The 21,949-nt window shown below is 75.4% G+C and carries 21 protein-coding genes; 9 read left to right on the plus strand and 12 right to left on the minus strand.

Translation table 11 applies throughout. The features are described from left to right. Positions 1 to 4: 4 nt before the first annotated feature. Together ACFUMH_RS00865 and ACFUMH_RS00870 are read right to left on the minus strand one after the other, a co-directional pair. Positions 5 to 727, minus strand: a complete 723-nt coding sequence (locus ACFUMH_RS00865; protein WP_378198894.1) for an HNH endonuclease family protein — start codon at positions 725 to 727, stop codon at positions 5 to 7. A gap of 302 nt (positions 728 to 1,029) precedes the next feature. Next, positions 1,030 to 1,590 (minus strand): hypothetical protein, encoded by a 561-nt coding sequence (locus ACFUMH_RS00870; protein WP_378198898.1) that lies wholly within the window; start codon positions 1,588 to 1,590, stop codon positions 1,030 to 1,032. A 209-nt stretch (positions 1,591 to 1,799) separates the two neighbouring features. Here ACFUMH_RS00870 and ACFUMH_RS00875 point away from each other — a divergent pair, with 209 nt between their 5' ends. Further along, positions 1,800 to 3,347 carry an amino acid permease gene (locus ACFUMH_RS00875; protein WP_378198901.1) on the plus strand — a complete coding sequence of 516 codons (1,548 nt, stop codon included), beginning with the start codon at positions 1,800 to 1,802 and terminating at the stop codon, positions 3,345 to 3,347. 87 nt (positions 3,348 to 3,434) lie between these two features. Beyond that, positions 3,435 to 4,049, plus strand: coding sequence for a YdeI family protein (locus ACFUMH_RS00880; RefSeq protein ID WP_378198903.1), 615 nt, complete (start codon positions 3,435 to 3,437; stop codon positions 4,047 to 4,049). A 63-nt stretch (positions 4,050 to 4,112) separates the two neighbouring features. Here ACFUMH_RS00880 and ACFUMH_RS00885 read toward each other — a convergent pair whose 3' ends face one another. Both ACFUMH_RS00885 and ACFUMH_RS00890 read right to left on the minus strand, forming a co-directional pair. Further along, entirely contained in the window at positions 4,113 to 4,823 is a 711-nt protein-coding gene (locus ACFUMH_RS00885) for an NADPH-dependent F420 reductase (RefSeq protein WP_378198906.1), read from the minus strand. Further along, the gene (locus ACFUMH_RS00890) at positions 4,820 to 5,863 is read right to left on the minus strand and encodes an LLM class flavin-dependent oxidoreductase (protein WP_378198909.1); all 1,044 of its coding nucleotides are present in this window, start codon (positions 5,861 to 5,863) and stop codon (positions 4,820 to 4,822) included. The genes ACFUMH_RS00885 and ACFUMH_RS00890 overlap by 4 nt, the downstream gene beginning before the upstream one ends. Before the next feature lie 239 nt (positions 5,864 to 6,102). Here ACFUMH_RS00890 and ACFUMH_RS00895 point away from each other — a divergent pair, with 239 nt between their 5' ends. Next, positions 6,103 to 6,570 carry a hypothetical protein gene (locus ACFUMH_RS00895; protein WP_378198912.1) on the plus strand — a complete coding sequence of 156 codons (468 nt, stop codon included), beginning with the start codon at positions 6,103 to 6,105 and terminating at the stop codon, positions 6,568 to 6,570. A 111-nt stretch (positions 6,571 to 6,681) separates the two neighbouring features. Beyond that, a complete protein-coding gene (locus ACFUMH_RS00900; RefSeq protein WP_378198915.1) occupies positions 6,682 to 8,151 on the plus strand; it encodes an SPFH domain-containing protein in 1,470 nt (489 codons plus the stop codon). An 87-nt stretch (positions 8,152 to 8,238) separates the two neighbouring features. Here ACFUMH_RS00900 and ACFUMH_RS00905 read toward each other — a convergent pair whose 3' ends face one another. Beyond that, on the minus strand, positions 8,239 to 8,676 hold the full coding sequence (locus ACFUMH_RS00905) for a nitroreductase family deazaflavin-dependent oxidoreductase (RefSeq protein ID WP_378198918.1): 438 nt from the start codon (positions 8,674 to 8,676) through the stop codon (positions 8,239 to 8,241). A gap of 100 nt (positions 8,677 to 8,776) precedes the next feature. Between ACFUMH_RS00905 and ACFUMH_RS00910 the strand changes: the two genes are divergently transcribed. From ACFUMH_RS00910 to ACFUMH_RS00925, 4 genes are all read left to right on the plus strand, one after another. Further along, positions 8,777 to 11,215 (plus strand): TIM-barrel domain-containing protein, encoded by a 2,439-nt coding sequence (locus tag ACFUMH_RS00910; RefSeq protein WP_378198922.1) that lies wholly within the window; start codon positions 8,777 to 8,779, stop codon positions 11,213 to 11,215. Between the two features lie 368 nt (positions 11,216 to 11,583). Continuing rightward, positions 11,584 to 11,856 (plus strand): hypothetical protein, encoded by a 273-nt coding sequence (locus ACFUMH_RS00915; protein ID WP_378198926.1) that lies wholly within the window; start codon positions 11,584 to 11,586, stop codon positions 11,854 to 11,856. A 218-nt stretch (positions 11,857 to 12,074) separates the two neighbouring features. Next, positions 12,075 to 13,352: an alpha/beta fold hydrolase gene (locus tag ACFUMH_RS00920; RefSeq protein ID WP_378199078.1), complete on the plus strand. Its 1,278-nt coding sequence runs from the start codon at positions 12,075 to 12,077 to the stop codon at positions 13,350 to 13,352. 133 nt (positions 13,353 to 13,485) lie between these two features. After that, positions 13,486 to 15,171, plus strand: a complete 1,686-nt coding sequence (locus tag ACFUMH_RS00925) for an OmpA family protein (protein ID WP_378198929.1) — start codon at positions 13,486 to 13,488, stop codon at positions 15,169 to 15,171. A 62-nt stretch (positions 15,172 to 15,233) separates the two neighbouring features. Here ACFUMH_RS00925 and ACFUMH_RS00930 read toward each other — a convergent pair whose 3' ends face one another. The 3 genes from ACFUMH_RS00930 to ACFUMH_RS00940 all read right to left on the minus strand — a co-directional run bounded on the left by ACFUMH_RS00930 (position 15,234) and on the right by ACFUMH_RS00940 (position 17,299). Continuing rightward, the gene (locus ACFUMH_RS00930; protein WP_378198932.1) at positions 15,234 to 15,365 is read right to left on the minus strand and encodes a hypothetical protein; all 132 of its coding nucleotides are present in this window, start codon (positions 15,363 to 15,365) and stop codon (positions 15,234 to 15,236) included. A 69-nt stretch (positions 15,366 to 15,434) separates the two neighbouring features. Beyond that, positions 15,435 to 15,860 (minus strand): class Ib ribonucleoside-diphosphate reductase assembly flavoprotein NrdI, encoded by a 426-nt coding sequence (gene nrdI / locus ACFUMH_RS00935; protein WP_378198935.1) that lies wholly within the window; start codon positions 15,858 to 15,860, stop codon positions 15,435 to 15,437. 242 nt (positions 15,861 to 16,102) lie between these two features. Further along, complete coding sequence (locus ACFUMH_RS00940) at positions 16,103 to 17,299, minus strand: cobalamin-independent methionine synthase II family protein (RefSeq protein WP_378198938.1); 1,197 nt, start codon at positions 17,297 to 17,299, stop codon at positions 16,103 to 16,105. 221 nt (positions 17,300 to 17,520) lie between these two features. Between ACFUMH_RS00940 and ACFUMH_RS00945 the strand changes: the two genes are divergently transcribed. Continuing rightward, complete coding sequence (locus ACFUMH_RS00945) at positions 17,521 to 19,053, plus strand: M20/M25/M40 family metallo-hydrolase (protein ID WP_378198941.1); 1,533 nt, start codon at positions 17,521 to 17,523, stop codon at positions 19,051 to 19,053. Positions 19,054 to 19,225: 172 nt separating this feature from the next. On the opposite strand, the gene ACFUMH_RS00950 is transcribed toward ACFUMH_RS00945, so the two are convergent. The 4 genes from ACFUMH_RS00950 to ACFUMH_RS00965 form a co-directional block, all read right to left on the minus strand. Next, positions 19,226 to 19,483 carry a helix-turn-helix transcriptional regulator gene (locus tag ACFUMH_RS00950; RefSeq protein ID WP_378198944.1) on the minus strand — a complete coding sequence of 86 codons (258 nt, stop codon included), beginning with the start codon at positions 19,481 to 19,483 and terminating at the stop codon, positions 19,226 to 19,228. A gap of 2 nt (positions 19,484 to 19,485) precedes the next feature. Then, positions 19,486 to 20,364, minus strand: a complete 879-nt coding sequence (locus ACFUMH_RS00955) for an ABC transporter permease (RefSeq protein ID WP_378198947.1) — start codon at positions 20,362 to 20,364, stop codon at positions 19,486 to 19,488. After that, positions 20,361 to 21,284, minus strand: a complete 924-nt coding sequence (locus ACFUMH_RS00960) for an ABC transporter ATP-binding protein (protein WP_378198950.1) — start codon at positions 21,282 to 21,284, stop codon at positions 20,361 to 20,363. The genes ACFUMH_RS00955 and ACFUMH_RS00960 overlap by 4 nt, the downstream gene beginning before the upstream one ends. 138 nt (positions 21,285 to 21,422) lie before the next feature. Further along, positions 21,423 to 21,911 (minus strand): VOC family protein, encoded by a 489-nt coding sequence (locus ACFUMH_RS00965; protein ID WP_378198953.1) that lies wholly within the window; start codon positions 21,909 to 21,911, stop codon positions 21,423 to 21,425. Positions 21,912 to 21,949 lie beyond the last annotated feature (38 nt).

The following is a 21,949-nucleotide window of genomic DNA, read 5'->3' on the forward strand; positions in this document are numbered from 1 at the left end:
CGGGTCAGGCCACGATCGCGCAGCGGTCGATCTCCCGCGCGAGCGCGTCCCGCTCGGCGCGCGTCACCCACAGCCCGTACGCGTGCTTCACCGCGACCTGGCGCAGCGCGTACACGCACCGGTAGCCCGTCTCGGGCGGCAGCCACGTGGCGGCGTCGCCGGCGCCCTTCTGCTGGTTGGCGCGGCCCTGCACGGCCTGCAGGTTGGCGGGGTCGTTGGCGAACTCGCGGCGCCGCTCGTCGGACCACTGCTGCGCGCCCTTCTGCCACGCGTCCGCGAGCGCGACGACGTGGTCGACCTGCACCTCGGCGGACCGCGGCCCGCGCTCGAAGTCGATCGTCGTGCCCGTGTAGACGTCGTGCAGCGTGCCGCGCAGGACGACGCAGTCCTGCGTCCCCGGCTTCGTGCGCACGTCGACGAGGTCGCGCGCGAGCACGTCGTTGCGGGTGTCGCACCCGTTGCGGTCGGTGTCCGCCCACGCCTGCCCGAACTCCTCGCGCTCGTACCCGGTGCGCGGTGCGCGCCCCTTCACCGCGAGCGCGGCGAGCTGCGTGCGCCCGGCCTCGACGTCCGCGGCCGTCACCGGGTAACGCGCGGCGGCGCGGGCGTCGAGCCACACCGGGCCGCCCAGGCCCAGCACCGCACCGACGACGAGCACGAGCACCCACGGCGCGCGGCGGGCACGGCGGCGCGGGCGGTCGGGCAGGACGTCGAGCAGGGAGGTCACGGGCCGTGAGCATGCCCGACACGTCCGACATCGCGGCCGCCGACCCGCCGCCGCCTGGGGACGACGATGCGGCGTGCGCACGCGGCGGCGTCCTCCGCCGGACGCCCGGGCGCCGGCCACCGACGCACCCGCGCCCGAGCCCGACGCGAGGTCGCGGGACTGATACGACGTCGCGGGTCCGGTACGACGTCGCGGGTCCGAGCCCGCGACCTCACGCCCAGCCCGCGACCTCGTACCCAGCCCACGACCTCGCGGCGTGTCCCGGAGACGGTCCGGCCGTCTCGTGGTGGCGGACCTCCCGCCTAGCGGCCCGTGCCCACGTCCTCCGGGAGGGCCTCGTGCCCCGCGCGCCCGTGCGTGCGGTTCTGCTCCTTGAGCCCGGCCTCGTAGACGTGCCGGCGGCCGGCCATGAGCTCGTCCCGCAGCCGCTGCTCCGCCTCGCGGAACCGGGCGTGGTACCCGGCGTCGAAGTCCTCGACGATCTGGAACGTCCACCGGCCGGCCAGCACGTTAGCCCCCAGGACGTCGGCGCGGACGCGGTCCGCGAGCTCGGCGTGCCCGGCGGCCTCGAGCTTGTCGAGCGCCTCGCCGAGCTCGATGTCGCCCTGGCCGATGAGCCGGTGGAACTCGTAGAGGACGCCGCGCGCGTGCTCGATCACCTCGAGCGCCGCCGTCACGCCGCCGACCGCCTCCACCGTGGCGGCGTCCACGCCGTCCGGCGCCCGGTGGGCGTCGTCAGGTCCGTCCTGCGCCGACCGCGGGTTCCCGGCGGGCCGCCCGGCCACGTCCTGCTCGCCGAGGGTGCCCACGGACCCGTCCTGCCCTGCCTGCGCCGCCGCCTGCGGCCCGTCCTGCTGCGTCATGCGGCCATGCTGCCGGGCCGTCCTGGACCGTGCCCGGCGGGCCGTCGAGCCGACCCCAGCCCCGTCCCGAGCAGGCCCCGTCCCGGTGAACGACCACCCGGTTGGCCCTGCGCCGCGAGGTCCGACATGCTCGTGCGCGGGTGCCGACGTCGCGACCGCAGGTCCGCGGTCACGCGCGCCGTCGGCCGGCACCACGGAGGGGAACCACCATGACGCACGACGGCACGACGGGCCGGGGGGCCGCGGCACCGCCGCGCAGCATCTTCCGGCGCAAGTCGGTCGAGGACTCGCTCGCGGCGATCGACGACCCGGAGCGGCAGCTGCGCCGGTCGCTGACCGCGTGGGACCTCGCGGTGCTCGGCGTCGCGGTCGCGGTCGGCGCGGGCATCTTCTCCGTGGGCGCCACGGCCGCCGCCAACTACGCGGGACCGGGCGTCATCCTGTCGTTCGTCATCGCCTCCGTCGTCTGCGGCCTGGCCATCATGTGCTACGCCGAGTTCGCGTCGACGCTGCCCGTCGCGGGCTCCGCCTACACCTACTCGTACGCGACCATGGGCGAGCTGGTCGCGTGGATCATCGGCTGGGACCTCATCCTCGAGATGCTGCTGGCGTCCGCCGTGATCGCGAAGTTCTGGGGCGTGTACCTCTCGGACGCGTTCGCCCTGCTGGGCGTGGACGTGCCGACGACCGTCACGGTCGCGGGTGCCGACGTCGCGTGGGCGCCGATGCTCATCGTCGCCCTGTTCACGGCCCTGCTGGCCATCGGCACCCGCCTGAGCACGCGCGTGAACAGCGTGTTCACCATCCTCAAGGTCGGCATCACGCTGTTCGTCATCGTCGCCGGCTTCTTCTACGTCAAGGCGGAGAACTGGTCGCCGTTCGTGCCGCCGTCCGAGCCCGCCGGCGCGGGGGCGAGCAGCCTCGAGCAGCCGCTGACCGGGTTCCTGCTCGGCTTCGAGCCGTCGACGTACGGCGTCATGGGCATCCTGTCCGGCGCGGCGCTGGTGTTCTTCGCGTTCATCGGCTTCGACGTCGTCGCGACCACGGCCGAGGAGACGAAGGACCCGCAGCGCGCCGTGCCGCGCGGCATCCTCGGCGGCCTCGTCCTCGTCACGGTCCTCTACGTGCTCGTCACCGTCGTCGTCACCGGCATGGTGAGCTACACCGAGCTCGCGCAGGTGGACAGCCCGTCGCTGACCAGTGCGTTCGTGCTCGTCGGCGCCGACTGGGCGGGGCGCGTCATCTCGATCGGCATCCTCGTCGGCCTCACGAGCGTCCTCATGGTGCTCATGCTCGGCCTCACGCGCGTCATCTTCGCGATGAGCCGCGACGGCCTGCTGCCGCGCGGGCTGTCGAAGACCTCGGCGCGGTTCAAGACCCCGGTGGGCCTGCAGATCGGTGCGGGTGTGGTCATCGCGCTGATCGCCGGGCTCTCCGAGGTCGAGCTGCTCGAGGAGATGATTAACATCGGCACGCTGTCGGCGTTCGTGCTGGTCAGCTTCGCGGTGCCGCTGCTGCGCCGCTCCCGGCCGGACCTCACGCGCGGCTTCCGCGTGCCGTGGTCGCCGGTGCTGCCGATCATCTCCGGCCTCGCGTGCCTCTGGCTGATGCTCAACCTGACCACGCTCACCTGGCTGCGGTTCCTCGCGTGGCTCGCGGTCGGCGTCGTCATCTACGTCGTCTACTCCTACCGCAGCTCGCTCGTCGGCCGGGGCACGCCCGCGCCGGTCGTCGCCGACGACGCGGACCCGGTCTGACGGGAGACCCGGTCCGACGCCGGCCCGGCCCGACGACGCGTGCCTGACGACGCGGTGCCTGACGACGCGGTGGACGAGGTGGACGGAGTGGACGAGGTGGACGAGGCCCCGGTGCCCGACGACGCGGCGGCGCGCGGTGGCCGCGACAAGCGCGTACTCGTCGAGTCCGCCGCGGCGTGGCGCGCCTGGCTCACCGAGCACCACGCGACGAGCCCCGGCGTGTGGGTCGTGCGGTGGAAGCCGTCGTCGGGCCGGCCGGTGCTTGACTACGAGCCGCTGGTCGAGGAGGCGCTCGCGTTCGGCTGGATCGACGCGACGCAGCGCACGGTCGACGACGAGCGGACGGAGATGTGGTTCACGCGGCGCCGTCCCGGCAGCGGGTGGTCACGGCTGACGAAGGAGCGGCTGGCGCGCGTCGAGGGGTCGGGACGCATGACGGACGCCGGCCGCGCCGTGATCGCTGCCGCGCGCGCCGACGGGACGTGGGAGATGTACGACGACGCCGAGGCGGGCGTCGTCGCGCCGGACCTGGCCGACGCGCTGGCCGCCGAGCCCGCCGCCGCGGCCGGGTGGGACGCCCTCACGCCGGGCGTGCGCCGCGCCCAGCTGCGCTGGCTCGCCGAGGCGCGCCGCCCCGCCACGCGGGCCGCCCGCGTCGAGCGGGTCGTCCGCGCCGCCGCCGAGGGCCGTCCGGCGCACTGACCCGCCCACGCCGACCCGTCCACGCCGACCCGGCCACGCCGACCGGTCCACACCGAGCCGCCGTCACGCCGACGCGCGACCGGCCTCCTCCTCCACCGCGTCGCTCCCCGCCCGTGCCGCCGCGACGAGCCGCCCGCGCGGACTGGCCGGGAACCGCTCGATCATCCGCGCCAGCTCCCCGCGCCCCACGTTCGCCCCGAACGCCTCGCTGCCGGGCTCGAGCGCGACGCCGGCGGCCAGGTCGCCCGCGACGACGGGGTCGAAGCCCAGAGCGTCGACGAGCGCGGCGGCCTCCGCGACGTCCGCGGGGGCGCCGGCGACCGCGATCGCCCGGCGGTCGGGCGCCCCGGCGGGCCGGGCCCCGGACTCGAGGTCGTGGTAGCCCATGTGGTTGAAGGCCTTCACGACGCGTGCGCCAGGCAGGGACGCCTGCACGATCTCGCTCGACGAGGTCCGGGGGTGGGTGAGGTCCTCGCGCGGGCCGTCGACCTCCCACCAGTGGTTCATGGCGTCGAGGACGAGCCGGCCGGCGAGCTCGCGCGCGGGCAGCTCGCGGTAGCGGCCCAGCGGCACGGCGAGGACGACCACGTCGGCGTCGGCGGCGGCCTGCGCGGCCGTCACCGCCTCCGCCCCCGGCACGAGCACCTCGACGACCAGCCGGATGCGCTCGGGGTCGCCCGAGCCGGCGACGAGCACGCGGTGGCCCGCCGCGACGGCGAGGCGCGCGAGCACCGTCCCGACCTTGCCGGCGCCGATGATCCCGACGGTCGTCACGCGTCCTCCCCCAGCATCTCCTTGACCATGGGCACGACCTGCGACCCGTAGAGCTCCACGGCGCGCAGCCGCGCGGACGCGGGCAGCGGGCCGGCCGTGTAGATCATGTCGAACCGCCGGACGCCGAGCGTGCGGACGGCGGCGGCGATCTTGCGTGCGACCGTCTCGGGCGAGCCGGCGTACAGCGACCCGTGCTGGATCTCGGCGACGAAGTCGGACCGGCGCAGCGGCGGCCAGCCGCGCTCGGCGCCGATGCGGTCGCGGTTCTCCTTGAAGTGCGGGAAGAGGATCTCCGCGGCGTCGTGGTCGGTGTCGGCGACGAAGCCGGGCGAGTGCATGCCGAGCGCGTGCGGCGGGGTGCCGAACTGCTCGGCGGCGCGCCGGTACAGGTCCACGTAGGGCGCGAACCGCGCGGGGTCGCCGCCGATGATCGCGAGCATGACGGGCAAGCCGTGGCGGGCGGCGCGGATCACCGACTGCGGCGTCCCGCCGACGCCGATCCACGTCGGGATGCTGCCCGACTCCGTCTTCGGGTAGACGTCGGCGTCGCGCAGCGGCGCGCGCACCGCGCCCGTCCACGTCACGGGCCGCTCGGTGCGCAGGCGCGTGAAGAGCTCGAGCTTCTCCTCGAAGAGCACCTCGTAGTCGGCGAGGTCGTAGCCGAACAGCGGGAACGACTCGGTGAACGAGCCGCGGCCGAGGATGACCTCGGCGCGTCCGGGGGCGATCGCGTCGAGCGTCGCGAAGCGCTGGTAGACGCGGACGGGGTCGTCGCTGCTGAGCACGGTGACGCCCGTGCCGACGCGCATGCGCTCGGTGCGGGCGGCGATCGCCGCGAGCACGACCTCGGGGGCGGAGATCGCGTAGTCGGCGCGGTGGTGCTCGCCGACGGTGAAGACGTCGACGCCGAGCCGGTCGGCGAGCACGGCCTCGTCGACCACCTGGCGGATCGCGGCGGCGTCGGTGAGGCGCGCGCCGGCGTCGTCGGTGGGGATGTCCCCGAAGGTGTCGAGGCCCATCTCGAAGGGGGTGGTGGTCATGGCTGCCTGCCGTCGCTCGGTGGGTCGCGCGGTGCGCGCGGGGCTGTCATCGCAGTTGAACTCTCAACTACCCGCGGGTGTTCCGCACCTCGGCGACCACCGGCGCGCGAGGCCCGGGGACGTCGAGCCGACCACAGCCCCCGTCACTCGAACGCCCTGCCCACAGGCCGCCCCGGCCGCCCGGACGCGGGGCATGGTCCGGCATACTTGCGGCCACCACCACCGGAGGGACCCGTTACGTGACCGTCTTCCTCGTCATCGGTGCCGTCGGCCTCGTCGTGCTCCTCGCGTCGCTCGTGTTCGGCGACCTCCTCGAGTCGTTCGACATCGGCCAGGGCGGCGTCTCCGGCATCGCGGTCGGCGCCGGTGCCGTCGTGTTCGGCGCCAGCGGCGTCATCGCGCTGTCGTCCGAGCTGGACCTCGTGTGGGCGTACGTCATCGCGCTCGGGCTCGCCGCGCTCGCCGTCGTCGTCGCGCAGCTGCTCATCCGCAACCTGTCCGCGACCGAGGACGCCCCGCCGCCGCCGCTCGAGGGCGCCTTCGGCGTGACCACCGCGACCACGGGGCCCGGCGGCGGTGAGGTCCGGCTCGAGGGCGTCCGCGACCTCGAGAGCCGCCTCGCCTGGGCCGACGACGAGATCGAGGCCGGCGCGCGCGTCGTCGTCGTCGCGGTCTCCGGCTCCCGGGTGCGCGTGACGCGCGCCTGACCCGCACCACCCGCCCCACCCCGGCCGCACCGGCGCGACCGCCACGGCCCGGCAGCACGGACGACCACCACACGCCACCCAGCGGAAGGAGCCCGGCCGGGCCGGGACACCATGTTCGAGTTCATCGAGGGCGGGACGACCGTCCTGGCCGTCGCCGCGCTGGTCATCGCGTTCGTCGCGGTCATCGCGCTCATCACCAAGCGCATCCGCCGCGTCCCCCCGAACGAGGCGCTCGTCATCGTCGGGCGCGGCGCCGGCAAGGCCGCCGCGGCGGACGCCGGGCAGCGCGTCGTCGTCGGCGGCCGCGTGTTCGTGTGGCCCGTCCTGCAGCAGGGCTTCCCGATCTCGCTCGAGCAGCGCCAGATCGGCATCACCGTCGAGGGCGTCGACCGCAACCGCATCAAGCTCGCCATCAAGGCGTCCATCAACTTCAAGGTCCGCGGGGACGAGGAGGGCGTGCGGCGCGCCGCGCAGCGCTTCCTCTCGCAGCAGGCGACGCTGAACGACGTCATCAAGGAGTCCCTCGAGGGCTCGCTGCGCGCGATCATCGGCGACATGACGATCGAGCAGATCATCAGCGACCGGAAGTCCCTGCAGGACGCGGTCGTCAGCTCGACGAAGTCCGACCTCGCCGAGCAGGGTCTGCAGGTCGACCTGCTCAACATCTCCGACATCTCGACGCCCGGCTCCGACTACCTCGCCAACCTCGGCCGCGCCGAGGCCGCCCGCGCGCGGCAGGTCGCCGAGGTCAAGGAGGCCGAGGCCCAGCAGGTCTCCGAGTTCGCGAAGATCCAGGCGATGGAGTCGATCGCCGAGCGCCAGCGCGACCTCGCGCTCAAGCAGGCCGGCATCAAGGCGGAGACGGACCGCGCGAACGCCGAGGCGAACGCCGCCGGCCAGCTCGCCCGGGCCGAGCAGGACCGCCTCGTCGCCACCCAGGAGCGCGAGGCCCTCGCCGAGAAGGCGAAGGTCACCGAGGAGCAGCTCGACATCGACGTCCGCAAGCCGGCCGAGGCCGCCGCGTACGCCGCCGTCCAGCGCGCCAACGCCGAGCGCGACGCCGCCAACGCCGGCACCGAGGCCGAGGCCTTCCGCCGCATGCGCATCGCCGAGGCCAACAAGACGGCCACCGTGCAGGACGCCGAGGCCGCCGCCGAGGCGACCGTCCGCGCCGGTAACGCCGAGCGCGACCGCCAGCTCGCCGAGGCCAAGGCGCTCGAGGCGCTCGGTCTGGCACGCGCCGCGGCCGCCCGGGCCGAGGGTCTGGCCGCCGCCGAGGCCACCCGCGCCCAGGCCGAGGCCCTGCGCGAGCAGGGCGAGGCCGTCCTGGCGCAGCAGGTCATCGCGCTGCTGCCGGAGATCGTCCGCGCCGCGGCCGAGCCGATCAGCGGCATCGACCAGCTCACGGTCGTCTCGACCGACGGCGCGTCGGCCGTCACGCGCACGGTCGGCCAGGTCCTCGGCGAGGGCCAGGAGGTCATCAAGTCCCTCACCGGGCTCGACCTCAACGACCTCGTGTCGAGCATCGCCGGGCGCGCGGTCGCGCGTCCCGCGGCCGGGCAGGTCGACGGGCACGCCTGACGTCCCCTGACAGCGCGACGCGCCCGGCCCTCCGCGGGACCGGGCGCGTCGTGCGTCCGGGTGCGACCGGCGGTGGGCCGGGCCGGGTCAGTCGACGGGCGTGAGCACGAAGACGGGGATCTCGCGGTCCGTCCGGCGCGTGTAGTCCTCGTAGGCGGGCCACGTCGCGACCGCGCGCTCCCACCAGGCGGCCCGCTCGTCGCCCGTGACGAGCCGCGCCTCGTAGTCCTTGCGCACGGCGCCGTCCTGCAGCTCGACGCGCGGGTGCGCCACGATGTTGTGGAACCACGTGGGGTGCTCGGGGGCGCCGCCCTTGGACGCGACGACCGCGTACTCGCCGTCGTGCTCGACGCGCATCAGCGGCGTCTTGCGCAGCTTGCCGCTCGTCGCGCCCACGGTCGTCAGGACGATGATGGGGCGTCCCTCCAGCGTCGCGGCCTCGGTGCCGCCGGACGCCTCGTAGCGCTCGGCCTGGTCGCGGGCGAAGGTGCTGGGGCTCGGGGCGTACTCACCGGTGAGAGGCATGCCGGTGCCAACGCGCGAGCACGGGCGCGCCATTCCCGCTCCCGCACCGGCCGCCCGCGCCCGGTGTGCGGGTGCGCGGCCGCGCGCCAAGGATGGACGCATGCCGCTGCCGACGCTGCCCGCCCACCCGGTCGCCGACCCCGCCGCGGTCGTGCAGGGCGACCGCTACCGGATCACCGTCCTCACCGACGGCCTGCTGCGGCTCGAGCACTCCCCGGACGGCGTGTTCGAGGACCGCGCGTCGACGTTCGCGCTGCACCGCCGGCAGCCCGTGCCGGAGTTCCGCGTGGTCGACCGGGGCACGCACCTCGAGGTCGTCACGCGCCGCCTGCGCCTCACCTACGACAAGGGGCCGTTCACGACCAGCGGGCTGTCCGTCGCGGTGCTCGGCGCGGTCACGAGCTGGCACTCCGTGTGGCGGTACGGGCAGGACGACGACGGCCGCAACCTCGGCGGGACGGCCCGCACGCTCGACGAGGCGGACGGACCCGTGCCCCTCGAGCCCGGCGTGGCCGGCCGCAACGGGTACGCGGTCATCGACGACTCGTCGTCCCTCCTGCTCACCGACGACGGCTGGGTCGCGCCCCGCGAGCCCGGCCGCACCGACCTGTACGTCTTCACCTACGGGCACGACCACGCCGCGGCCGTCCGGGCCCTGTACGCCCTGTCGGGGCCGCAGCCGGTGCTGCCGCGGTGGGCGCTCGGCAACTGGTGGAGCCGCTACCACCGCTACACCGCCGACGAGTACCTCGACCTGCTGGCGCGGTTCCGCGCAGCCGGCCTGCCGTTCTCGGTGGCGGTGCTCGACATGGACTGGCACGTGACGGACGTCGACCCGTCGATCAGCAGCGGGTGGACCGGCTACACGTGGGACCGGGAGCTGTTCCCCGACCCGGCGGCGTTCCTCGCCGAGGTCCGCGCCCGCGGCCTGCGCGTGACGCTCAACGTGCACCCGGCGGACGGCGTCGGCCCGCACGAGGAGGCGTACGCAGCGATGTGCGCGGCCCTCGGCCTCGACGCGTCGACGCGCGACCCCGTCGCGTTCGACGTCACCGATGAGGCGTTCCTCACCGCGTACCTCGAGGTGCTGCACCACGGGCTCGAGGCCGAGGGCGTCGACTTCTGGTGGATCGACTGGCAGCAGGGCGCGCACTCGCGCATCGCCGGCATCGACCCGCTGTGGATGCTCAACCACGTCCACTTCCTCGACAGCGGGCGCGACGGGCGGCGGCCGCTCACGTTCTCGCGGTACGCCGGCCCGGGCTCCCACCGGTACCCCGTCGGGTTCTCGGGGGACACGGTGGTGTCGTGGGCGTCGCTCGCGTTCCAGCCGGAGTTCACCGCGACGGCCGCGAACATCGGCTACGGCTGGTGGAGCCACGACGTCGGCGGGCACATGTTCGGCGCCAAGGACGACGAGCTCGCGACCCGGTGGGTGCAGCTGGGCGTCTTCTCGCCGGTGCTGCGCCTGCACTCGTCGAACAACCCGTTCATGACGAAGGAGCCGTGGGCGTTCGCGCCCGAGCACGCGGCCGTGCAGACCGAGTACCTGCGGCTGCGCCACCGGCTCGTGCCGTACCTGCACACCATGAACCACCGCGCGGCCCGCGAGGGCGTGCCCCTCGTGACGCCGCTGTACCACCGGTGGCCGCGGCAGCCCGAGGCGTACGACGCGCCCGGCGAGCTCCTCTTCGGGTCGTCGCTGCTGGTCGCGCCCGTGACGTCGCCGCGGGACCGCGCGTCCGCGACGGCGGCGGTGCCCGCGTGGCTGCCGGACGGCGTGTGGGTCGACGTCCTGACGGGCCTCGTCTACGACGGCGGCCGGCAGCTCGTGCTGCACCGCGACCTGACGACCGTGCCGGTGCTCGCGCCGGCGGGGGCGCTCGTGCCGCTCGACGCCGCCGACGTGCCGGGCGACGACCCGGTGGAGCCGACGGCCCTCGAGGTGCTCGTCGTCGTCGGCGCGGACGGCGCGTTCACGCTCGTCGAGGACGACGGCACGGGCGACGGCCTCGACGACGCGCACGTCGCGCGCACACCCCTGACCTGGGACCAGTCGACGGGCACGCTGACGGTCGGGCCGGCGACCGGCGCGACCGGGTTCCTGCCGGCCGCGCGGACGTGGACCGCGACGTTCCTGTCGGTGGCCGACGACGTGGCGCCCGTGGCGACGACGGCGAACGGCGGCGCGGCGGACGGGGGCGCGGCGGACGGTGCGGTGGACGCGCGCGCCGTCGACCCGGTCGTCGCGCGCACCGCCGAGGGCCACCTGCGCGTCACCGTCGCCGACGTGCCGGTCGACGCGGTGCTGCGCGTCGGGCTCGGCGCCGCGCCCGCGCTGCGGCCGAACGACGTCCCCGGGCGCCTGCACCGGGTCCTCGACGCCGCGCAGGCCGGCTACGAGCTCAAGAGCCGCGCGCTCGAGGTGCTCACGTCCGACCGCCCGCTGCACGTCCGCCTCTCCCACCTGGCGGCGCTCCCGCTCCCGCCGGCGCTGCGCGCGGCCCTCGAGGAGATCGTCCTCGCCCGCGTCCCCTGACCCACCACCCCACCGCCCGGCCGCCCGCCGGCCGCCGCCGCCTCCCTCACCGAGCGCGGCACCTGCCACCGAGCGCGGCTGGTGCAACATCCGCACTCGGTGCGACGTACCGCACTCGACGTCGGTGGTCCGCGGGGGTGCGGCGCCGGCCGGCGGGCCGGGCGGAGGGGGTCGGGGGGACGGACGTGGTCCTCTGGCCGGTGCCGCGTCGACGCGCTACCGTCGGTGTGCTCCACGTCACAGACTGCATGTCGCATGACCGACGACGTCGTCCGCACCGGACGCCGTCGTGCTCCGGCTCGGACGCCGGCGTCCCGCACGCCCGTCACCCGCCCGCCGTGAGAAGCACGGCCGCCGATCGGAGCACCATGACGCACCCCACCGTCGACCCCGTCGTGTCCGCAGTTCCCTACGAGGTCGTCGAGATCGACGGGCGCGCGCCCGCGGCCCTCGCCGACTTCACCGGCACCGTCACCCTCCGGGTGCGCGGCCGCACCGGCGAGCACGTCGTCTGCGGTCAGGGCACCGCCGGCGAGCACGACGCCGTCGTGCAGGAGAAGAGCCACGACGGCCTCGGCAAGGACGTCCGCCGGTGGCGCGTGGTCGCCGACGGCGACGGCTACCTCGCCGTCTCGTCCTGACACCGCACCGTCCCTACACAGCACCGTCCCTGCACCACACCGTCCCAGCGCCGGCCGCGCCGCTCGTCGGACGACCGCACCGCTCGTACGCGGCGCGTCCGCCCGACGTCTGGTGCGTCCGCCCGGCGGGCGGTGCGCTCGCCCGACGTCCGCTGCGCTCGCACGGCGGTCCCGTCCGCCCGCACCGCTCGTAGGGTGGCGCGGTGGACGAGTACGCGATGACCGGGTTCCGGGTGCGCGAGCACCGCGTCGAGGTGCCGGTGGACCGGGCGGACCCGCACCGGTTCGGCACCCTCGAGGTGTTCGCGCGCGAGATCGTCGACCCCGCGAAGGACGCCGACGACCTGCCGCTCGTGCTGTTCCTGCAGGGCGGCCCGGGCGGCCTGTCGCCGCGCCCGCTGCCGGGCGGCGGCTGGTGGTCGACGCTGCTGCGCACGCACCGCGTGGTGCTGCTCGACCAGCGCGGCACCGGCCGGTCGGGGCGCGTGGACGGCGTCGACGTCGCCGCGTTCGACGACGCCGCCACGGCCGCGGCCTACCTCGCGTGCTTCCGCGCCGACGCGATCGTCGAGGACGCGGAGGCCCTGCGGCGCACCGTGTACGGCGGCCGGCGGTGGACGACGCTCGGGCAGTCGTACGGCGGCTTCCTCACGCTGACGTACCTGTCGCGGCACCCGGAGGCGCTGGACGCGTGCTGGGTCACGGGCGGCCTGCCGCCCGTCGGCGCCACGGCCGAGGACGTCTACCGGGCGACGTACCCGCGGCAGGAGGCGCGCAACCGGGCCTTCCGGCGCGCGTTCCCCGACGACGGCCCGGCGCTCGACGCGCTCGCCGACCGGGTCGCCGCGGGGGGCGTCGTCCTGCCGACCGGCGAGGAGCTGACGGTGGAGCGGCTGCAGACGCTCGGCATGCCGCTGGGCATGAGCACCGGCGTCGACGCCCTCCACTGGCTGCTGGAGACGGCCCTCGACCGCCGCGGCGAGCCGGCGCACCACCTGCTCGCCGACGTCGCCGCCCGCACCGGGTTCGACGCCAACCCGCTGTACGCGGTGCTGCAGGAGGTCATCTACCACTCGGGCCCGCGCGAGCCCGGCTGGGCGGCCGCCGCCGAGCACGCCCGGCACCCCGAGTTCGCGGCCGACACGCGGCCGCTGCTGCTCACCGGCGAGGCGGTCTTCCCCTGGATGTACGACCAGGTCCCGGCGCTGCGCCCGTTCCGCGGCGCGGCGGAGGAGCTCGCGGCGCGCACCGAGTGGCCCGAGCTGTACGACGTCGACCGGCTCGCCGCGAACGAGGTCCCGGTCGCGGCGGTGCAGTACGTCGACGACCCGTACGTCGACCTGGAGCTCGCGCTGCGCACCGCCGACGGACTCGGCAGCAGCCAGGTGTGGATCACCAACGAGTTCCTGCACGACGGCCTGCGGGTCGCGGGCGACACGATCCTGCCGCGGCTGCAGGACCTGACGGCCGGCCGCTGGACGGTCACGAGCCGCTGACCCGCGGCCGGGCGCACGCCGCACCCGGCACCCCACCCGGACGCCGGACGCCGGACGCGGGACGCGGGACGCGGGAGCGTGGGCGAATCGGGCACCATGGGGCGCCCTTCCCCACCCCCCTTGGAGCCCGTCCGTGCGCCTGCACCGCCCCCTCCGTGCCGTCGTCGGCGCCGTGCTCGCCGGCGTCCTGCCCGTCGCCGCGCTCGCGGCCTGCACGGGCGGCGCCGACCCGACGCCGTCGGCGTCCGCGAGCGCCGACCCGGGCCCGCAGCCGGACGACGTCGTCGCCACGGCCGTCATCCCGGTGGGCGGCGTCGACCTGGAGGTGCGGGTGCACCCGCTGGTGCGCGCGGACGAGCACGTGGTCCTGACCCTCGACTTCGCCCCCGTCGACGGCGTCGGGGACGAGGGCTACGTGACCATCTCCGGGTTCGGCGTGACCTCGTTCGTCGCCGACGGCTCGCACCCCGTGAACGTGCGCCTGTTCGACCTGGTGAACGACGTCGCGCACCACGTCGGCGCGGACGCCGAGGGCGAGCCGGTGGTGGCGCCGGACGAGTGGGACTGGGTGCGCAGCGAGCGCGGCACCCGCCTGCAGATGCCGTTCGCGGCGCCGCCGGCCGACGTCGACGCGCTGTCGCTGCTGGTGCCCGGCGCGCCGCTGTTCGCGGACGTGCCGATCGTCGACGGCGACGTGCCGTCGGGTGCGCACCCGGACGACGTCGCGGCCGCCGCCTCGGCGGCCGCCAGCGCGTCCGCGGCGGCGTCCGCGAGCCCGTCGGCGTCCGCCCCCGCGGACGACGTGGAGCCGCCCGAGGTCCTCGACCTCGACGCCGTCGTCGCGGCCCCCACGTTCCCCCTCGAGTCGACGAGCGCGGAGCTGCACGGCGCCGTGCGGACCACCGAGTCGACCGAGCGGGTCGAGGTGACGCTCGGCTCGGACGTGCTGTTCGCGTTCGACTCGGCCGACCTCACGCCGGAGGCCGCGGACGCCGTCGCGCTCGTCGCGCAGCGCCTCGCCGAGCGGGAGCCCGGCACCGTCCAGGTCGTCGGCCACACCGACGACCAGGCGGACGACGGCTACAACCTCGACCTCTCGCAGCGGCGCGCGCAGGCCGTGGCGGACGCGCTGGCCGCGCACGTCGACGCGTCGGCGTACCCCATGCGCGTGGAGGGGCGCGGCGAGCAGGAGCCCGTCGCCGAGAACGTCACCGAGGAGGACCGCGCGCTCAACCGCCGCGTCACCGTGTCGCTGACGTCGACGGTCGTCACCCGCACCGACGTCACGACCGCCGGCGAGCTGCCGCCGTTCGACGCGCACGTCGGCACGGCCGGCACACCGCTGCGGGTCGAGAACTGGGCGCGCGCGTGGGAGGTCGACGCGTCCGCGCGCCGCGTGCACGGGCACGTCGTCGTGGACCTCACCGTGCACGCCGCCGACGAGGAGGACGGGCTCGGCTGGGCCGTGAGCTTCCTGCGCGGCTTCTCCTCGCACCGCGGCGGCGACACCGTCACGCCCCACGACATCACCGCCCGCGGCACGGTGCTGCAGGGCGCGTCGCGGCTCTTCCCGCTCGACTACATGGTCGGCGCGGACGAGACGTGGCCGGACGGCGAGTGGTTCACCGCCTCCGACCTCGACGCCGGCGCCTGGATCGACGGCGGCCAGACGCGCACCTACTCGTTCGTCTACCCGCGGCTGGACGCCGACGCGGTCGTCTTCCAGGTCGGCACGGGCATCTCGTCCGGGGACGACTTCCGGCTCCTCGACGTGCCGGTCGCGCCGGAGTCGGTCACGCCGTCGCCGGTCGCGGACTGACACGGTCGCGGACCGACACGGTCGCGTTCCGAGACGGCGCCCGGCGTCGGCGCGCCGCCCGGTCAGGCGGCCAGCACGTACACGATCCCGAACACGGCCCCCAGCACGACGACGACCCCCAGCCACGTCAGCACGCGCGCGAGCTGACGCGTCCGCCGCTCGTCGCCCCACGGCTCGTGGTGCCCGCCCCTCACGTCGTCCCCGTCATGCCTCCACCCTGCGCGCGGGCAGCCGGGCGCGCACCCGCTGCGCGCCGGACGGCGTCAGGACGCGTGCCGGGTCGCGAGCGCCGCGTCCAGGGCGGCGAGCAGGCGGCGGGCCTCCGCGACGTCCCACGGCGTGCCCGCCAGCTCGAACTCGAACAGCACCGGCCGCCCCGACCGGGCCGCGACCTCGCGCGCCGCGTGCTGGTAGTACCGCCCGAAGTTCCGGTTGCCCGACCCCATCACGCCGACGAGCAGCCGCCGGTTGTGCGCCGACCGCAGGAAGCGCCGCACGCCCTCGGGGATCGTGTCGTTGGCCTCGTTGCCGGTCGTGTACGACGGCGTCAGCAGCACCCACGGCCCGTCGACCTCGCTGCGCCGGTGCTCACGCACCGCGAGGTTGAGCACCGGCCGGTCAAGGCGCTCCGCGAACGCGCGGACGAGCCCGCTCGCGGACGAGTAGTAGTACACGGGCGTCGCACGCACACGCCCATCCCACCCCGCCGCCGGGCCGCCGGCCCCGGACCTCGGTCCCACCGCGCCCCCGCGCCCGCCCCCGCCCCCCCGCCACACCCGCCCCGACTGCGGTAGATGCGTCACGAGTGCGGGTGTTGCCACACCCGCACTCGTTGCGCATGTACCGCAGTCGACGGGAGGCTGGGGCGGGCGGGCGGGCCGGCGGGCGGGCGCGGCGGAGGGCGGCGGGACGGCGGCGCGGGTGGCCGGCGTCAGGTCAGGCGGGCCGACGCGATCCGGGCGCCCTCCGTCAGCGACTCGAGCTTCGCCCACGCGATCTGCGGGTGGACGCGCCCGCCCAGGCCGCAGTCGGTCGACGCGACGACGTTCTCCGGCCCGACGCGCGTCGCGAACCGCTCGATCCGCTCCGCCACGAGCTCGGGGTGCTCGACGACGTTGGTCACGTGCGACACCACGCCGGGCAGGATCACGGCGCCGGCGGGCAGCGTGACGTCGTCCCAGACGCGGTACTCGTGCTCGTGCCGCACGTTGGCGGCCTCGAACGAGAACGCGCCGGCGTGCACCTCGAGCATCGTCCCCACGATGTCGGCCATCGGCAGGTCGGTCGTGTGCGGGCCGTGCCAGGAGCCCCAGCACAGGTGGAAGCGGATGCGGTCCTTCGGCAGGTCGCGCAGCGCGTGGTTGAGCGCCTCGACGCGCAGCGCGGTGAAGGCGAGGTAGTCGTCGACGGACGGCTCGGGCTCGATCTGGTCCCAGTTCTCCGCGATCGACGGGTCGTCGACCTGCAGCACGAGGCCGGCGTCGAGGATCGCGCGGTACTCCTCCCGCAGCACGTCGGCCCACGCGAACAGGTACTCGCGGTCGGTCGCGTAGTGCTCGTTCGCGAGCCGCGCGGCGGACCCCGGTGCGATGGACGTGATGAAGCCGGTGGACGCGCCGGTCGCGTCGAGCGCGGCACGCAGGTGCGCGACGTCCGCCGCGATCGCCTCCTGCCCCGTGTACGTCAGCGGTCCGGTTGCCTTGACGAACGTCGTCGGCGCCTCGCCGGACATGACGCCGGACGAGGGGTCGCGGTACGCCTCGGTGAAGCGCTGCTGGTCGCGCCGGTGCAGGAACCCGGTGGTCCGCAGGTCGCCGGGCGCGGACAGCCGCTTCTCCGCCGCCCACGCCATCGACGTGTCGAGCTCGAGCCCGCCGGTGCGCTGGAACGAGTACGACCACCACGCGCCGAAGTCGAGCGTGCTGCTCATCGACTTCCCGTACTCGCCGTCGCCGGGCACCGTGATGCCGAGGTCGACCTGGCGCTGCACGAGCGCGACGACCTGGTCGCGGAGGAACTCGTCCCAGTCGTCGCGCCGCTCGCCGGCGGCGCGGGCGGCGTTGGCGGCGATGAGCTCGGGGGTGCGCGGCAGCGAGCCGGCGTGCGTCGTGGCGATGGGGGTGGTCACGTCTCGCGATGCTACGTCGGCCGCGGGACCCGTCCGTCCCCGGTCCGCCCGGCGGCACGTGTCCCCGTCGCGCCGCCGCACACGCGTCACACAGAAGTAACAGGAAAGTCATCCGATGTCGTGACTTCTCCGGCACCCGGCGCCTACGTTGGGCGGGCGACGTGACCATCGGCGCCCGGCCGCCCGGCCGACGCCTCTCACCGTGGAGAAGGGGGCACCTCGTGTCTGCTCGACGTCCCACCACCACCCTCGCCGGCGCGGTCGCGCTGACGCTCGGGGTGACGGCACTCCTGGCACCACCCGCGGCGGCGCACGGCAGGGGCGGCAGCCCCGAGCGCTTCGCGCAGCAGGTCAGCTCGCGCGCCGTCATGCGGCACCTGGACGCGTTCCAGCGCATCGCGGACCGCAACGACGGCAACCGCGCCGCCCTCACCCCGGGCTACGAGGAGAGTGCGCAGTACGTCGAGCGGACGCTGCGCCGGGCCGGCTACCGCACGTGGCGCGACCCGTTCACGTTCGACCGCGAGGTCGTCGACGCGGCCACCCTCACGGTCACGGGCGGCGCGACGTACGACGTCGACCAGATGGAGTTCTCGGTCAGCACCCCCGAGGGCGGGCTGACCTCCCCGGTCGCCGTCCCCGACGACCCGTTCGGCTGCACCGTCGAGGCGTGGGGGGACGCCGACCCGGCCGGCGCCGTCGCCGTCGTCAGCCGTGGCGGTGACTGCCCGTTCTCCGCGAAGGCCACGGCCGCCGAGGCGCTCGGCGCCGTCGCGGTCGTCGTGCACAACAACGTCGAGGGCATCTTCGCCGGGACGCTCGGCCAGGAGGGGCTCGTCACGGTGCCCGTGGTGGGCGTCTCGCTGGCCGACGGCCAGGCGCTCGTCGCCGCCGCGGCGGCCGGCCCGGTCGAGGTGACGCTCGACGCGCGCGTGCACCCCGAGGAGGTCGAGAGCTTCAACGTGCTCGCGGAGACGCGCGCGGGCCGCGACGACAACGTCGTCATGCTGGGCGCGCACCTCGACGGCGTCGAGGAGGGCGCGGGCATCAACGACAACGGCACCGGGTCGGCGGCGATCCTCGAGGTCGCGGTGCAGCTCGGCCGCGAGAAGCGCCTGAACAACACCGTGCGCTTCGCGTGGTGGGGCGCCGAGGAGCTCGGCCTGATCGGCTCCACCGCCTACGTGGAGGAGCTGGCCACGCAGGAGGGCGAGCTCGACCGCCTCGCGACGTACCTCAACTTCGACATGGTCGGCTCGCCCAACTACGTCATCGGCGTCTACGACGCGGACCAGTCGACGTACCCGGCGCCCGTCGAGGTGCCCGCCGGGTCGCCCGAGACCGAGGACGTGCTCACCGGCTGGTTCGACGCGATCGGGCAGCCGTGGGTCGACACCGAGTTCAGCGGCCGGTCCGACTACCAGGCGTTCATCGAGAACGGCGTGCCCGCGTCCGGCCTGTTCACGGGGGCCGACGACATCAAGACGGAGGAGGAGGTCGCGCTGTTCGGCGGCACGGCGGGCATCCCGCACGACCCGAACTACCACTCCCCCGCCGACGACATCACGAACGTGAACCCCGAGGCGCTGCGGATCATGACGAAGGCCATCGCCTTCGCCACGGCCTCGCTCGCACGGGACACCTCCGCGATCAACGGCGTCTCGGGCCCCGGCGACCAGGGCAAGCCGTGGAAGCCGTGGTGGCCGGGCAAGGGCCGGCACGACGACGTCCGCTCGCTGGACGACGCGGCGTGACGTCCGCCTGACTCGCGGCGGCGCACGCCGTCCGGGGGACGCACCGGGCGGAGCACGTCGCACGCAGGGGGCCGCACCGCGGCTCGCACGAGGAGGCCCGGCCCGGGTCCGCCACCACGGCGGCCCGGGCCGGGTCGCGTCCCGTCCCGTCCCGTCGCGGGACCGCGGCGGCTCAGCCCTCGGACGCGGTCGCCGGCGCGCCGATCCGCGGGAACGGCGTCAGGGAGAACAGCACCTCGACCGGCACGTCGAAGAACGCGGCGAGCCGCAGCGCGAGGTGCAGCGACGGCGCGTACTCGCCGCGCTCGAGGTACCCGACGGTCTGGTAGTGGACGCCGAGCGCGTCGGCCAGCTCCCGCCGGCTGACGCCCCGCTCGGCGCGCAGCACGGCGATGCGGTTGTGGACGGCCTCCCCGCCCGGCTGCGCCATGCTCAGGCCGCCCGCTGCAGGTGCGCCTGGAGGCGGGCCGCCATCGCACCGGCGGTCTGGCGGGACGTCACGCGGCGCAGCAGCAGTGGCGCGACGAGTGCGCCGACGACCGCCCACGCGGCGAGCACCGCCACGGCGAGGCCCGGGTGCCACGCGCCGCCGAGCTCGAGGGCCTCGGCGCCCGCCGGCAGCGTCGTCGACCGCAGGCCGTGCGCCAGCCAGTACAGCGGGAACGCCTGCACGGCGCCCTGCGCCCACCCGGGCAGCCCGGTCGGCGGCCCGAACACGCCGGACACGAACGCGAGCACGACGATCGGCGCGACGACGAACGGCACGACCCGCGCGGGCCGGCCGCACAGCGCACCGGCCACGACGCCGACCGGCAGCATCGCGAGCGTCCCGAGCAGCAGCCACCCGACCAGGGCCGCCCAGCCGCCGGCCCCCTGGTGCATCGGGTCGCCGAGCAGGAACGGCCACGGCACGAGCAGCACCGCCAGCATCGGCAGCGTGCCCAGCACCTGCGCCGTCAGCATGCCGACCGAGTACGTGGTCGTGCCGCGCGGCACCGCGCGCAGGCGCAGCACGGTGCCGTCCTCGACCTCGGTGGCGAGCGCGAACGCCGGTCCCATGGTCATGCCGAACATGATGGTGGCCGCGAGGATCCCCGGGAGCGCGAGCTCCGGCAGCGTGAGGCCGTCGGCCCCCGGGACGGGCGTGTCGCGCTGCGTCCACAGGTAGACGAGCACCGCGACGCCGATGACGACGTTCCAGCCGACCTCCTCGGCGGTGCGGAGCATGTGCCCGAACTCGGTGACGCCGCGGCGCAGGCCCAGGCGGACGGCCCACGCGCGGGGGCCGGCGGTGACGGTCGGCGTGCTCATCGGACGGCTCCCGTGGCGGTCGCGGCGGCGGCGGGCGCGTCCTCCGCCTCGTGGCGGCGGACGATCTCGAGGTAGGCGTCCTCGAGGCGCGCGTGGTGCACCTCGAGGTCGTCGACCGGCTCGGGGCCGGTGAGCAGCGCGCGGCTGAAGCCCACCGGGTCGTCGGTGCTGTGCACGTGCCGCGCCCCGCCGGCCGACCAGCGCACCTCGCTGGGCCCGGCGACGGCGCGCGCGAGGGCGTCGGGGCTGCCGTCGGCGACGATGCGCCCGCCGGCGAGCAGCAGGATGCGGTCGGCGACGACCTCGGCCTCCGTGAGGTCGTGCGTCGTGAGCAGGACGAGCGTGCCGTCGTCGTCGACGACCTCGTGCAGGAGCTCGTGGAACTCGCGCCGGGCCGCGGGGTCGAGGCCGGCGGTCGGCTCGTCGAGGACGAGCAGGTCCGGGCGGCCGACCAGCCCGACGGCGACGTCGAGGCGGCGGCGCTGCCCGCCGGACAGCGTCCCGACGCGCTGCGCCGCCGCGTCGGTCAGCCCGACGCGGGCGAGCAGCCGGTCGGTGGGGTGCGCACCCCGCCCGCGTGCGGCGGCGTACGGCGCGTAGGCGGCGGCGAGCTGGTCGAGCAGCTCGCGCACGCGCCACCGCTTGTGGTCGCGCCAGGACTGCAGCACGACGCCGACGCGGGCGCGCCACGTCTCGTCGGCGCGCTGCGGGTCCGCGCCGAGGACGCGGACCGTGCCCGCGTCCCGGTGGCGGAACCCCTCGAGGATCTCGACGGTCGTGGTCTTGCCGGCGCCGTTGGGCCCGAGCAGGGCCACGACGCCACCGTCGACGTCGAACGAGACGTCGTCGAGGACCGTGCGCCGGCCGTATGCCATGCGCAGGCCGTCGACGTGGATCGCGGGGTCGGTGACGGGCGGCATGTAGTAGGTCTACTACATGCCGTTGTAGGTCCGCTACCCCTTCCGGTGCGCTGGGTCCGCGCGCGGCCACCCGCTGCTCGACCGCCCAGCGGTGCCCGAACGGGTCGACGAACCAGCCGCGCCGCTCGCCGCCCGCGCTCAGCCCTCCTGCGGGGCGCCGGCGATGTTCACCATCCAGTTGGTGCCGAACCGGTCCGTGAACATGCCGAACCAGTCGCCCCACGGCGCCTGGTCGAGCGGCAGCACGTTCGACCCGCCGGCCGACAGGCCCTCGTACCAGCGCCGCAGCGTGTCGCCGTCCTCGGCGCCGCCGCTCAACGAGATCGCCACCGACGACTCCGAGGGCACCTCCATGTCCGGCGGGGCGTCCGACGCCATGAGCGTCAGGCCGCCCGGGACGTCGAGCTGCCCGTGCATGACGCCGTCGCCCTCCATCCCGCTCTCGCCGTACGTCGAGATGGTCGGCGTGCCGCCGAGCACGGACGCGTAGAACTCGAGGGCCTCCCGCGCCTGGCCGCGGAATCCGAGGTAGGGGTTGAGCACGACGGCCATGGGGTCCTCCGGAGGTCGGCGCGCACCCGGCGTGCGCGCGTACCCGGGCAGACGTCCGACGACGCGCGAAGTCATCGGGGGCGCGGCAGGGTGGTGCACGGATCTCGCAGGAC

Origin of the sequence: Cellulomonas sp. NPDC057328, assembly GCF_042667215.1 — a bacterium.
GTDB lineage: Bacteria > Actinomycetota > Actinomycetes > Actinomycetales > Cellulomonadaceae > Cellulomonas.